Annotated in this window: 11 protein-coding genes; 9 read left to right on the top strand and 2 right to left on the bottom strand. The window is 64.3% G+C overall.

What is annotated here, in order from left to right; translation table 11 throughout:
• The first annotated feature begins 19 nt into the window (after positions 1-19).
• The 9 genes from extJ (at position 20) to K419_RS0108865 (ending at position 8,774) form a co-directional block, all read left to right on the top strand.
• Positions 20-337, top strand: a complete 318-nt coding sequence (gene extJ / locus K419_RS0108910) for a selenite/tellurite reduction operon protein ExtJ (RefSeq protein WP_026841276.1) — start codon at positions 20-22, stop codon at positions 335-337.
• A 43-nt stretch (positions 338-380) separates the two neighbouring features.
• Positions 381-1,733: a multiheme c-type cytochrome (seleno)protein ExtKL gene (gene extKL, locus K419_RS0108905; protein ID WP_264175608.1), complete on the top strand. Its 1,353-nt coding sequence runs from the start codon at positions 381-383 to the stop codon at positions 1,731-1,733.
• A gap of 231 nt (positions 1,734-1,964) precedes the next feature.
• Positions 1,965-3,821 (top strand): selenite/tellurite reduction operon c-type cytochrome ExtM, encoded by a 1,857-nt coding sequence (extM, locus tag K419_RS0108895; RefSeq protein WP_051292955.1) that lies wholly within the window; start codon positions 1,965-1,967, stop codon positions 3,819-3,821.
• Positions 3,775-5,031 carry a selenite/tellurite reduction operon b-type cytochrome iron-sulfur cluster-binding subunit ExtO gene (gene extO / locus K419_RS0108890; protein ID WP_026841272.1) on the top strand — a complete coding sequence of 419 codons (1,257 nt, stop codon included), beginning with the start codon at positions 3,775-3,777 and terminating at the stop codon, positions 5,029-5,031. The genes extM and extO overlap by 47 nt, the downstream gene beginning before the upstream one ends.
• The gene (locus K419_RS0108885; RefSeq protein ID WP_026841271.1) at positions 4,986-5,378 is read left to right on the top strand and encodes a QcrA and Rieske domain-containing protein; all 393 of its coding nucleotides are present in this window, start codon (positions 4,986-4,988) and stop codon (positions 5,376-5,378) included. The genes extO and K419_RS0108885 overlap by 46 nt, the downstream gene beginning before the upstream one ends.
• A 259-nt stretch (positions 5,379-5,637) precedes the next feature.
• Complete coding sequence (locus K419_RS0108880; RefSeq protein WP_026841270.1) at positions 5,638-6,258, top strand: cytochrome b N-terminal domain-containing protein; 621 nt, start codon at positions 5,638-5,640, stop codon at positions 6,256-6,258.
• On the top strand, positions 6,255-6,671 hold the full coding sequence (extQ, locus tag K419_RS0108875; RefSeq protein ID WP_026841269.1) for a selenite/tellurite reduction operon b-type cytochrome membrane protein ExtQ: 417 nt from the start codon (positions 6,255-6,257) through the stop codon (positions 6,669-6,671). The genes K419_RS0108880 and extQ overlap by 4 nt, the downstream gene beginning before the upstream one ends.
• Positions 6,647-7,471, top strand: coding sequence for a selenite/tellurite reduction operon c-type cytochrome lipoprotein ExtS (extS, locus tag K419_RS0108870; RefSeq protein ID WP_026841268.1), 825 nt, complete (start codon positions 6,647-6,649; stop codon positions 7,469-7,471). Before extQ ends, extS begins: the two co-directional genes overlap by 25 nt.
• A gap of 154 nt (positions 7,472-7,625) precedes the next feature.
• A complete protein-coding gene (locus tag K419_RS0108865) occupies positions 7,626-8,774 on the top strand; it encodes a glycosyltransferase (protein WP_026841267.1) in 1,149 nt (382 codons plus the stop codon).
• 144 nt (positions 8,775-8,918) lie between these two features.
• Here the strand turns inward: K419_RS0108865 and K419_RS0108860 are convergent, their stop codons facing one another.
• Together K419_RS0108860 and galK are read right to left on the bottom strand one after the other, a co-directional pair.
• A complete protein-coding gene (locus K419_RS0108860) occupies positions 8,919-11,111 on the bottom strand; it encodes a family 1 glycosylhydrolase (RefSeq protein WP_026841266.1) in 2,193 nt (730 codons plus the stop codon).
• A gap of 22 nt (positions 11,112-11,133) precedes the next feature.
• A complete protein-coding gene (gene galK / locus K419_RS0108855) occupies positions 11,134-12,207 on the bottom strand; it encodes a galactokinase (protein ID WP_026841265.1) in 1,074 nt (357 codons plus the stop codon).

The raw sequence follows: 12,207 nt of genomic DNA, 5'->3' as shown, positions 1-12,207 counted from the left end.
AACGAAGAGGAGGAAAACCATGAAGAAAATCATCGCTTTGCTTGCGGCAGCCATCATTACGGCAACGCTCGCAGTTTCGGCCTTCGCGGCAGGCCCGGTCTCCGGCAAGGTGACCAAGGTGGACGGTGAAAAGGTGACCGTGACGGTCGAGGGGGCGGTTCCCGCCTGGGCCAAGAAGGGCGCCAACGTGACCGCTGCAGGGGGCTCCCCCAAGGTAGTCTCGGTCCAGGGGAACGAGGTGACCTTGAAGTTCAGCAAGTCCAAGGCGGCAAAGATCGCAGTTGACTCCAAGATGACCCTTACCGAGTGCGAGGGAGACGAAATGCAAGGTTGCTAGGAGATAGCAGCCCGTAGGCTTCATCAATGAACGAGGTATGAACATGATAAAAGCAACAGCAAGAGGCGCTTTGGCGGCAACGCTCATCCTGGGCGCCTTGGTCGGATCCGCCTACGCGGAGAAAGCGGGTATAGGCTGGAAGGAGAGCATCGTCTCCAAGTCCGGCAAGGCCAAGACCCTGGCCGAGCTCGCCAAGATGTACGATTCCAGCTCCTGTGTGGAGTGCCACGAGGAGCAGCACAAGCAGTCCCAGGATTCCATCCATTCCCGGTCCATCTTCGGCACCGGCCGCACCGCGATGACCATCATGACCACCATCGAGAACGGACTCATGGAAGAGCCGTACTCGGGGGTGAAGAGCAGAAAGGACGTCAAGGTCGAGCACCTGATGGGATGCGCCAAGTGCCACCTGCCGCAACTGGCCGATGCCGAGGATTCGGTGGCACAGGAATTGGTGAACACCCTGTACGGCTGGAGCGACGCCCGTAAGAAAAAGGACAAGGAAGCGGCGAAGAAGTTCGAGGAGAAGCTCAAAAGCGTCAGCATCAACTGCCTGATCTGCCACAACCGTAACGCCATCACCCACAAGTGGCAGGACGGCTACCCGAAGGCCGGGGTGGTTTACGGCTCCAAGGCGGGCGATCACCCCTCCGACAAGTTCCCGAAGCTGGCCCAGAGCCCGATCATGGACCAGGCCATCCAGTGCGGCCAGTGCCACGGTCTGGGACCCAACCTGGAGCTTGACGAGCCGACCCAGTGCTGCACCTCCTACGGGAGCTACCTCTGGGTCTACAAGGCGGAGGTGGGGCAGGAGAACTGCCAGGACTGCCACATGAAGAACAGCAAGCTCGGTCACAACATCCAGGCGTACCGTAACGCCGCGATGACCGACAAGGCTGTCGAGTTCCACGCCGAGGCCTTCGGCTACTACTGGCGCGACGGCGCACAGGTGAAGCCCAAGGCGGTCGTCAAGGTCGAGATGGTGAATAAGGCCGGCCACTCCATACCGGATGGCTGACCGACCCCCAACCGACTGGTTCTGTCGGTAATAGCTAAGACGAAAGACGGCAAGGAAGTGTTCAATCAGGAGAAGATCTACATGCCGGTCCCGCAGCAGCTTGGGCGCGGCGACCGGATGGGGCGCGGCCCCTACGAGAAGAGCGGCCTCATCGAGGACACCGGGCTTCCCCCCGGCAAGCTCGTGAAGGAGCGCTTCGACATCATGTTCCCCCTGACCGAGGTCGAGGAGAACGGCAAGACCGTGGAGAAACCCTCCGCCTTCGATCTGGACGTGGAGGTGAAGCTCACCTATCTCCCCTTCGGGACCCCCAACAGCGACCCGTTCGTATGGAAGGAGTTCACCAAGACGGTCAGCATCAGCAAAAGCGGCAAGTAGCCTCATCGTATCACCGGTAGTGAAACTTGATGCAATGGGCCGGCGTCCCGCAACGCCGGCCCTTTTTTTTCAGTTCCTCATGAAACACTTTGGAGAATGCCGCTAATTTTACTATAATGCGCCGGCGAGGGGCGGCCCCTGCATCCTCCCGGCAACCCCTGCTTCGAGAAAGGTTCCGGCACAAGCTCCAGGATGGGGCACACAACGATGATGAAGACCCAAAAAACGGCCATGGGCGGGATGACTCCAGCAGATACCCACAAGAAAGCGTCGCTGTTCCTTTTGCTGCTCGCCCTCCTCGCGCTGCCTGGATGCACCCGCGCCGGCAAGGCCAGCCAGTGCGTACTCTGCCATCCGAAGATCGAAAAGGTGTCGAAGAGCCATGCCGACTGCGTCTCCTGCCACGGCGGCGACGCCTCCATAAAAAACAAGTACGCCTCCCACCTGGCCATGTACGGCCCCCGGAACCCGGCGGCGCCGGAGCACTGGGAAAAAACCTGCGGCTCCTGCCACCTGTACCAGCTGGACCGGGTGCGCTCCAACCTCATGTACACGACCACGGGGATGATCAAAAACATCCAGCTCACCTGGGAGGGGCCGGAGAAGCTCTACAGCAGCAGGGGAGGGGACGACTACGACGCGGCGGGGAAAGCGCGGCTACTGAAGCCGGTGGCGGGACTCAACCATATCTCCGGCGAACTGTACCGGAAGTTCTGCTCGCAGTGCCACGTGGCGACGGAGAGCGGCGAGGTCTACGGCGCAAGCCACGCCTCCGGCTGCGCCGCCTGCCATTTCCCGTACAACGACCGCGCCACCTACCAGGGGGGGGACGCTGCGGTGCGCGGCAAGGGGCCATACGCTGCGAGCCACGCCATGGAGAAGCTCCCTGGCACCGAGGTCTGCGCGCGCTGCCACAACAGGAGCGGACGGATCGCCCTGAGCTACCAGGGGCTCTACGACGGGAACAACTCGATGGTCCCGACCAGGAACGGCCAGCCCGGACCGGTAATGACCTCGGGGGGGCGCAACCTCACCCATATCGCCTCCGACGTCCACTTCGCCGCCGGAATGGAGTGCATCGACTGCCACACCTCCAGGGACACCATGGGGGACGGCTACGGCTACGAGAACATGTACCTGCAGACCGAGGTCTCCTGCGAGGACTGCCACGGCGGAGCGAGGCCCCCGCGCTACCAGCGGATAGCGGGCGAGAGCGACGAGGCGGTCCGCGAATCGCGCGGCTACGCCATGCAGATGCGTCAAGGGATGAAGATGATCCTCACCGCCAAGGGGCGCAAGTACTCCAACGTCTTCTACCGCGACGGCGCCGTCTGGGTGCTGGGAAAAAGAAGCGGCAGGCTCTTCAAAAGCCGCGTCATCACCGGGACCCCCGAGCACAGCGTGGCCGGCCACGGCAGGATGGAATGCTACTCCTGTCACTCCCGCACCGTGGTCCAGTGCTACGGCTGCCACACCACCTACGACAGGAGCAAGCCGGGGATGGATTACATAGCCAAAATGGCGACCCCCGGGCGCTTCAGCGAGAAGGAGGATTACCGGATGCTCTACCCCTTCCCGCTGGCCCTGAACCAGCGCGGGAAGATCTCCACGGTCACCCCCGGCTGCCAGACCTTCGTCACCGTGATAGAGCCCGACCTCTCCGTCTCCAAGGACGAGTACGTCGCCAGGTTCAAGGGGAAAAAGCAGCTGCGCTTCGCCCCCTTTTACTCGCACAACACCGGGAAGAAGGCGATCGGCTGTGGCGAATGCCACGGGAACCCCGCCTTCTTGGGATTCGGGCAGCACGTGGTCTCGGGGGGAGAGATAGAAGGAACCCTGATCTGCGAGCAGTCCGCCGACAAGCCCTTGGACGGCTTCCTTACCCTGCAAGGGGGGAAGGTGCGTGCCTATTCCGCCATCACCAGGGAAAACTCGCGGCCGCTGAACGGGGCGGAGGTGCGGCGGGCCCTGTCGGTGAACCTCTGCCTGGTCTGCCACGAAAAGGCCAAAGACCCGATCTATCGAAAGGAGCTGAATTATCGTGCGCTCAATGATGCTCTGCATCGTCGCCTGCTTTCTGCTCCTTAGCGCTGCCGCCGGGGAGGCCAGGGAGAACTGCACCGACTGCCACAAGATAGCTGTGAGCGGCGTCCACGCCGGCGTCCCCTGCCTATCCTGCCACCTCTCCGAGAGCGACACCCTCAGGGATCCGGCCTCCGCCTCGGGGCGCGCCGCCGGGTGCGTCGGCTGCCACAAGGGGTACCAGGCCCTCTTCGGCCGCCCCATGGCGACCCGGGTGCGGGAGACGGGGTTCGTGGCGAGGAGCTTCGGCAGAATGGACGGGGAGTTCTTCGGGAAGAACTGCAATTCCTGCCATCTTCAGGGGTGCACCGACTGTCACGGCGGCAAGGGGCACGAGATCGCGAAGCCGAGGGATCGGGACTGCTTCACCTGCCACAAGGGGTACTTCGTCGGGACCGACTACTACGGCATGGCCCCGCGCGAGGACAGTCTGCGCTACCAGCGCGGCGACACGGCCTACGGCGAGCCCTTCCTGAAGATGACGCCGGACCTCCACGCCGAGGCGGGGCTTACCTGTGCCGACTGCCACTCCATGGCGAGCCTCGTCGCTGGGAGGAGCTCCTCCAAGGGGTGCCGGGACTGCCACAAGCCCAAGCTAAGTGTGGTCGAGCACCGGATCGCGGCGCACCTGGAGAAGATGGAATGCTGGGCCTGCCATTCCGCCTGGGCCGCGCAGGAGTACGGCACCTTTTACCTCCGCTTCAGCGGGAGCCCCTCCAAGGATCTGTACCGGGTGCGGAGGGACCTAAGCGCCGAAGAGTACGTGAAGAGCGCGTATCTGAGAAAACAGGACGCGCCCCCCCTGGGATTGAACGGCCGCGGCAAGGTGAGCCCGATCAGGCCGCAGTTCATCGGCTACTTCACCGACATCAGGCAGGACCGGGCCATATGGGAGGAGAACAGGCTTCTGGCGGCCGAGTGGAAGGCGTTCTTCCCGCACACCGTGCGCCGCGGCACCGTGATGTGCGAGGGGTGCCACGACAACCCGCGCCGCTTCCTCTTCGAGCCTGCGGCGGACAGGATCTACCAGCTCCAGGCCGACGGCATGACGCTTCCCTCCTTCTGGGATCAAAGCGGGCAGAAGGTGGTGAATGGGTCGTTCCTGCCTGCGGCGCGCTACCGTGAGTTGAGCAAGAAGACAACGGCCTATCGGAGGGCTTACCTGGAAAGATGGCAGAAACTTATCGATCACGTAGAAGCTTCCTCGCCGCGCTGATCTCCCTTTTGGCGGGGGGATGGCTTATCGGGAACTTCCTGACCCCGAAGCTGCGGCGGAAAAAGACCCTCCTCACGGTGGCGAAGGCGGAGCTGCCGCAAGACGGCGCGCTGGTGTACCGGGAGGCGCGGGTGGCGCTGTTGCGCCGTGGGGAGAAGGTTTATGCGCTCGACCTTGTCTGCACCCACCTCGGGTGCACGGTGAACGTCACCCCGGCCGGGCTCGTCTGTCCCTGCCACGGCTCCAGCTTCGACCGCGAGGGGAAGGTGCTGGAAGGGCCGGCGGACCGGCCGCTGAAGCGCTACGCGGTCGAGGCGGATGGGGGGCAATACCGGGTGCTCATGTAGGGGATGACGGCGGGAATTGCCGGGGAAAGGGCTCTTCTCGCGAAGGGATACCCAGAACCGTTCTTGCTCCCCCTTCCCCCTGTATAGATCGGAGTCGTTACAGATGTTCGGGGAGATGGGTTACAGTTTCAGTGCAAATTGCTTCAACTTTTGATGGCAAAAGACTGCGTCCATGCCCCCTCTCCCTCTGGGAGAGGGTTGGGGTGAGGGCGCCGTTCCAGCTTGCGGCTTCGATGACCCATAGGAGAGGACTCGACAGTTGATCAGAGATTTCGCCAGACATCTTTTTCCGAGAGCGGTGCTGCAAAGGGACCTCACCCTTTCCTACACCTTCTGCCTTGGGGGTCTCGCCTTCACCTCCTTCCTGGTGCTGGTAGCGACCGGCATGCTGCTTCTTTTCTATTACCAGCCGACGCCGGCAGCCGCCTATCCCTCGATCCTGCTGCTCGAATCCTCGGTCACCGGGGGGAAGTATCTCCGGAGCCTGCACCGGCTCGCGAGCCACTTCTTCCTGGTCCTTATCGTGCTGCACACGCTCCGGGTCATCCTGACCGGCGCCTACGCAAAGCCCAGGGAGCTGAACTGGCTTACCGGCTGCGCCCTCCTCATGCTCGCCGTCTTCGAGGGGTACACCGGGTACCTGCTCCCCATGGATCAGCTGGCGCTTTGGGCCACCCAGACCGGGATGGAGCTGGTCAACACCCTTCCTTTCGGGGGGGCGATGCGCACGGTCCTGGTGCCGGACGGGGTGGGAGAGCCGATGTCGCTGCTTCGTTTTTACGTGCTGCACATCCTGGTCGTCCCGGGGATGGTTCTGCTCCTGAGCTCCCTGCATTTCTACCGGATCAGGAAGAACAAGGGGGTGCTCCCTTACCTATGAAACGAGGCTACGTAAAGAGTTCCCCGCACTTCTTCCGGCCGGTGAAGATCTCCATGCTTCTCCTCGTCGCGGCGCTTGCCGGGCTTGCCTGGCTGATACCCGCCCCCCTGCAGGAGCAGGCCGACATCGCCCGCGTCCCCAACCCGGTGAAATCCGCCTGGTTCCTGCTCTGGATCCAGGAGCTGGTCAGCTATTCCAAGTACCTCATCTACCTGGTGCTGGCGCTCACTCCACTATTTCTCTTCCTGCCCTGGCTTCACACCGGCACTCCCGCGGCCAAGGCCTCCTGGTTTCTCAGGGAGCAGAGGCTTGTGGCCATCGTCGCGCTGGCGCTGGGCGCGGCCGTACTGGCGCTCACCGTGGTAGCCATGTTCTTGCGAGGTCCCAATTGGCAACTGGTCGCGCCTTTCTGACAGCCCTGGCGGTCTTGGCCGTGCTTCTTTGCTGCGGGAGCGGGCGCGCGGCCGACTCCTGCCTGAGGTGCCACCCGCCGCACTACCGCGGATTGGGTAGTTGTGTCGGGTGCCACCGGGGAGACCCCCGCTCGGACCGTCTCCGCGTCGCGCATTACGGCCTGGTCGCAGCCCGCTTTTCCTGGTCGGGGGTGCCGGGCTCGGCACCGGTAGAGCGCGGCAACAGGCTCCTGGAAACCTTCGCCTGCCGCCGCTGCCACAACGCCGCCGGCAGAGGGAACCGCCTGGCGAGCAACCTGGACCTCCTCCCGGCCGGGACCACGCCGGAGAATCTCTTCGCCTCGATAGATGCGCCAGCACTGCAGATGCCGGATTTCAAGCTGGAACAGGGGGCGATCACGGACCTGGTGAACGCCCTTTTGGCCGGCACCAAGGGTTCGGCGAAAAAAGGGAAGGAGACGCCCCGGGTGGTGCATTTCGAAACGGCGGGAAAGGGGGAGAACGTCTTCGAGAAGAAGTGCGGTCCCTGCCACAAGGTACTGACCGCGGCGCTGGGCGGGGTGGGGCGCGGTAGCGTCGGCCCGAACCTTTCCGGGCTTTTCTCCGAATTCTATCCCCCCACGGTGGCGGGGAAGGAGCGCTGGAGCGCGCCGGCGCTGGAAAAATGGCTCAAGAACCCCCGCCAGTCGCGCCCCAGCACCCAGATGCGCCCGGTCCCGTTGAAAAAGGAGGAGCTTGAGCGCCTGCTGCAGATATTGGACGCGCCCCCCAGGCCGGGCGCCTCGAAAGCTGCGTTGTAAAAGCCTTTCTTTTTCGTTAAGCCCCTGTCCTTCTTCCCTTTCAAGGTTGCTCTGTTAGAATCCTCTACTGTTGTTTTCGCTGTAAAACCTGCTCCCTGCAGATCGACACCCGACCAAAGCCCCAAAAAATACAACGCCGACAGGAGACCCGGCCATGCCCAGAGCGATCATCGTTTTCTCGCACCTGCGCTGGAGCTTCGTGTACCAGCGCCCACAGCACTTGTTGACCCGGATGGCGGGCAGGCGCCGGGTGATCTTCTTCGAAGAGCCGGTTTACGACGCCGGGCGGGAGCCGTTTCTGGAATGCAGCACGCCGGAGCCGGGGGTGCTGGTCTGCAGGCCCCATACCCCGTCGCAAAAATCCGGGTTTAACGATGAGCAGCTCCACTGGCTCGCGCCGCTACTGGAAGAACTGGTGGCGCAGGAGGAACTGAGCCGGTATATCGTCTGGTTCTACACCCCGATGGCGCTTCCCCTGGCAAGGGTGCTCCGCCCCTCCCTGGTGGTGTACGACTGCATGGACGAGTTGACCGGTTTCCTGGAAGCGCCGAAAGAACTGGTGCAGCGGGAAAAGGCGCTGCTGGCAGTGGCGGACCTCGTCTTTACCGGCGGTCCCAGCCTGTACCAGGCCAAGAAGAGCCATCACCCCGAGGTGCACTGCTTCCCGAGCAGCGTCGACGCCTCCCATTTCGCGCTCGCCTGCGATCCGGAGTGCGAGCACGCGACCCAGAAGGTCCTCCCCAAGCCGAGGCTCGGCTACTTTGGCGTGCTGGACGAAAGGCTCGACCTGCAGCTTCTCGACGCCATGGCGCTATCCCATCCAGACTGGCAGATCGTCATGGTGGGCCCGGTGCTGAAGATCTCTCCTGAGCTTCTCCCCAAGGGGGCGAACATCCACTACTTCGGGCAGCAGGAATACGCAGCTCTCCCCGGTTACCTGGCCGGGTGGGACGTCTGCCTCATCCCCTTCGCGCTGAACGACGCCACGCGCTTCATCAGCCCCACCAAGACCCTGGAATACATGGCCGCGGAGAAGCCGGTGGTCAGCACCCCCATCACCGACGTGGCGGTCCCTTACGGCGACATCGTCTTCATTGGGGACGGCATCGGCAATTTCATAGCCGCCTGCAATGAGGCCCTGAACCTCCCGCCGAACCGGTACCGGGAAATGGTAGGCGCCATGCGCCAGGTGCTCGCGGGGACTTCGTGGGACGCCACGGTGCAGGCGATGAGCCAGCTGATCGACACTGCGGTCCGGCGCAAGAGGGCGCGGACGGTGCACAGCGAATCGCTCGCCACGTAGAACGCCTGAGAAAATCATGGAAACGAAAATTGTTTATGCCTGGCTCGGATTTTCTCCGTGAACTCCGCGGCAACAGGTTTTAGAGATGTCACTGAAAAGGCCCCGTTAAGGGGCCTTTTTTTGTGGAGGCGGAGGGGTGCAGCATCACTCGTTTTCGGGCGGGACCGTGTCGAAGAAGTATCGGCTCAATGCGTTTTCCAGCTCCGGCAGTACCACGCCGCGCTCGCTTCCCAGGACCGAGAAGGGGGGGCGTGGCGCGAGGTAGCCGAGGGAGGCCGCGGGGCGCGGGATGACTCGGGAGGAATCCAGTCCCGCCATTTTGGCGCAGCAGCGGGCGAGCTCGGCCCAGCTCACGGCGCCGGCGTTGCTTAGGTGCCAGATGCCGCTCTCGCCGTCCAGGAGCAGGTCGAGCCCGGCATGGACCAGGTCCGGGATGTAAGTGGGGGAGACCACCAGGTCGGAGGCGGCTTCGACAGTTTCCCCGGCCGCGAGCCGGCGCAAAGTGACGGTGACGAAGTTGTACCGGTCCCAGGGGCCGAAGAATGCGCTGGTGCGCAACACCAGTGCCCCTGGATATAGCTGCAGCACCTGGCGTTCCGCCTCGGCCTTGCTCTGCCCGTAGATGTTGATCGGCGATACCGGATCCCGCTCCTGATAAGCGGTCCGCTTGCTGCCGTTGAAGACCATGTCGGAGGAGAAGGTCATCAGCGGCACGCCGCGCCGGGCGCATTCGGCGGCGAGCACCGCGGGCCCCACGGTGTTTTCCCTGAAGCAGGTGCCGGCGTCCCCCTCGGCGTCGTCGATCCGGACGAAGCCCGCGCCGTTGACCACCGCCCAGGGTTCGTAGCGGTCCAAGGCCGTCGCGACCGAGGCCGCAGAGGCGATATCGATTTCGCCGCGGGAGAGGAGGTGGCAGGGGATGCCGCGCTGCCGGCAGAGCCGGGAGAAGGACTGCCCCAAGGTCCCGGTCTTACCGACGATGAGGATTCCCCCGCGCTCCTCTTCACACTCATCCCCCGTGGAGGGGAGGTCGGGGTTCAGGCCGGGAAGAAACCGGTCCGGCCTGCGCCACCAGCCTGGGCCTCTCACCGTTGGATGGCTCAACTCCCCCTCGCGCACGATCTGGCGCAGCCCCCCGGCAAGGAGCGTGGGGCGCGGGGAAGGCCCCCTGATGTCGAAGACCCCCGGCTCGTAAGAGCCGGTGATGCTGGTGAAGAGGCCGCACCAGTCGAAGGAGCCCAAAAGCGACCAGGCGGTCACCGCTCTTACCGGAACCCCTTCGCGGCAAAGCTTCACGCCCGCTTGCCACGCCTCGTGGAACCAGCGTAACTGCTCCTCGCGGGTGGAACCCAGGTGCACCTCGGTGAGGGCCACTTCCTTTGCGTAGCGCTGCCAGGCGCTGCGGAGCACCTCTTCGTGCCCCAGTATCCCTTCCGGGCAGGCTCGCACCGCCTCGACGTCCGCGTAGCGGTGCTGGTGGTTCCCGCCGTGGGTCCACTCGGGGTAGCGCTCCAGCCGGTGGTCGAGGAAGCGGTCGCTGGTCAAGTAGTAGTTGAGCCCGACCACGTCCGGCGCCATGCCGCTCTGCAGGAAGTAGTCGAACTCCGCCTCGTCGGTCCCGTTTTGCTCCAGCCACAGGCGCAGCGGATGGCGGCGATCCACCTTCCCCGCCAAAAGGTCGAGGCTCAGCCAGCGCCGGTGGTTCTCGTAGTCGGCCTGGTAGCGGAGCAGATCCGTGGAGAAGGTCTTCCCCATGTCCTCGGCCATCACCAGCTTTGCCTCTGGCGTCACTTCGCGGATGGCCCGCATCGCCTCCACTATGCCGCGGCACTGCGACAGCAAGGTGCGGACGAAGGTGCGGTCGTCGGTGCCGTGGGGGTACCAGTGGCCGTAGAGGCCGCTGAAGCGGGCGGTGGTGAGGGGTTCGTTGACGGGGGTGAAGTACCTGATCCAAGGGTAGCGCCGGGCTACCAGGCGGGCGTAGCGGGCCAATAGGGCGGGGAAATCTGGATCGACGAGGCTGGTGTAGGCGGGGCCGCTGCCGTGGTGCAGCAATCCGGCGACGGGCTCAAGGCCGAGTTCCCGCAACCGGTTCAACCTCTCATCGGTCCAGCGCCAGTCCGGGGCATCGAGGCGTTGCGGCGCTACCATCTCCCAGAGCACGGGGTAGCGCAGCGTCCGGATGCCGAGCCCGGCGAAGAGTTCGAGATCCTTCGGGCGGCTCAGGTGGCCGTTCAGGGCGAGCTGGCTGTGGAAGTGCTTCCCCACGCGGTTCAGGGTGCATTCCATCCCCCCCCACAGCTCGGGGACTCTCTCTTTATGCCTGTCATTGCTCATGGCCTTTTCCCGCCGGCCGCGGCTACTGCGGCACCAATAGCTTCCCCTGTTGCCCCTGCTCGCGGTAGAGCGCCAACACGTTCGACGCTACCTCCGCCGCTTTCCCCTCGCGCACCAGCGCCACGCAGGCACCTCCGAAGCCGGCCCCGGTGAGCCGCGCTCCGTACACGTCGACCTGCTCCTGCAGCAGCCTGGCCAGAAGGTCCAGTTCGGGTATGGAGACCTGGAAGTCGTCCCTGAGGCTCATGTGCGAGGCGTTCATCAATTCCCCGAAGCGGCAGCCGTGCACGCCTTTGACCGCTTCCAGCACCCGCTCGTTCTCGGTCAGCACGTGCCGGGCGCGCTGAGCCAGGTTGCGCGGCAGCTTGATGAGCTGGCCCAGGTCCGACAGCTCCCGCAGCGAAGCAATCCCCAGAAGCTCCGCAGCCTCCTCGCACTCCTGCCGGCGCAGGTTGTACATGCTCTCGCCGAGCTTTCGCGGGATCCCGCAGTCGATGACCAGGAGCTCCGAGCGCGGGGGAAGCGGGAGGAGCTTGCGTTCCAGCGACCGGGTGTCGATGAAGAGCATGTGGGTGGAGTCGGCGAGGCTTGCCGCCATCTGGTCCATGATGCCGCAGTTGACCCCGGCGTAGCGGATCTCGGCCTGCTGGGCCATGAGCGCAATCTCGACGTCGTCCAGGTCGAGGCGGAACAGCTCCCGCATCCCGCGCAGGAAGGCGACTTCGAGCGCGGCGCTGGAGGAGAGTCCGCTCCCCATCGGTACCTGGGAGGTGACCCGCACCGACACCGGGTCCACGTGGTGCCCGGAGAGGCGCAAAAGGGCGAGGCAGCCGTGCAGATAGGCGGCGAAGCCGCTGGGGACCGCACCTCCGGTCTCCGACCACGCCCTTTCCTGCAGCTCCTCGGCATAGTAGTGGTTCCGGCCGTCGCGGCTTCTGGCCAACTCCACCGTGGTCTCCAGCGGCACCGCGATGGGGAGGACGAAGCCGTCGTTGTAGTCGGTATGCTCCCCTAGGAGGTTCACCCGTCCGGGGGCGCGGGCGGTCACTTCGCAGGGGGACTCGAAGGTCTTTTCAAAGTCGGTAGCAGCGGACAT

It is taken from the genome of Citrifermentans bremense R1 (assembly GCF_000426865.1).
Lineage (GTDB): Bacteria > Desulfobacterota > Desulfuromonadia > Geobacterales > Geobacteraceae > Geomonas > Geomonas bremensis.
This window is presented reverse-complemented; position numbering and strand designations above follow the sequence as displayed.

Coding starts and splice junctions, on each gene's coding strand:
- K419_RS0108885 (WP_026841271.1), top strand. CDS start 4,986: ATGGCAGAAACTTATCGATCACGTAGAAGCTTCCTCGCCGCGCTGATC.
- K419_RS0108860 (WP_026841266.1), bottom strand. CDS start 11,111: ATGAGCAATGACAGGCATAAAGAGAGAGTCCCCGAGCTGTGGGGGGGG.
- galK (WP_026841265.1), bottom strand. CDS start 12,207: ATGTCCGCTGCTACCGACTTTGAAAAGACCTTCGAGTCCCCCTGCGAA.
- extQ (WP_026841269.1), top strand. CDS start 6,255: ATGAAACGAGGCTACGTAAAGAGTTCCCCGCACTTCTTCCGGCCGGTG.
- K419_RS0108865 (WP_026841267.1), top strand. CDS start 7,626: ATGCCCAGAGCGATCATCGTTTTCTCGCACCTGCGCTGGAGCTTCGTG.
- extM (WP_051292955.1), top strand. CDS start 1,965: ATGGGCGGGATGACTCCAGCAGATACCCACAAGAAAGCGTCGCTGTTC.
- extJ (WP_026841276.1), top strand. CDS start 20: ATGAAGAAAATCATCGCTTTGCTTGCGGCAGCCATCATTACGGCAACG.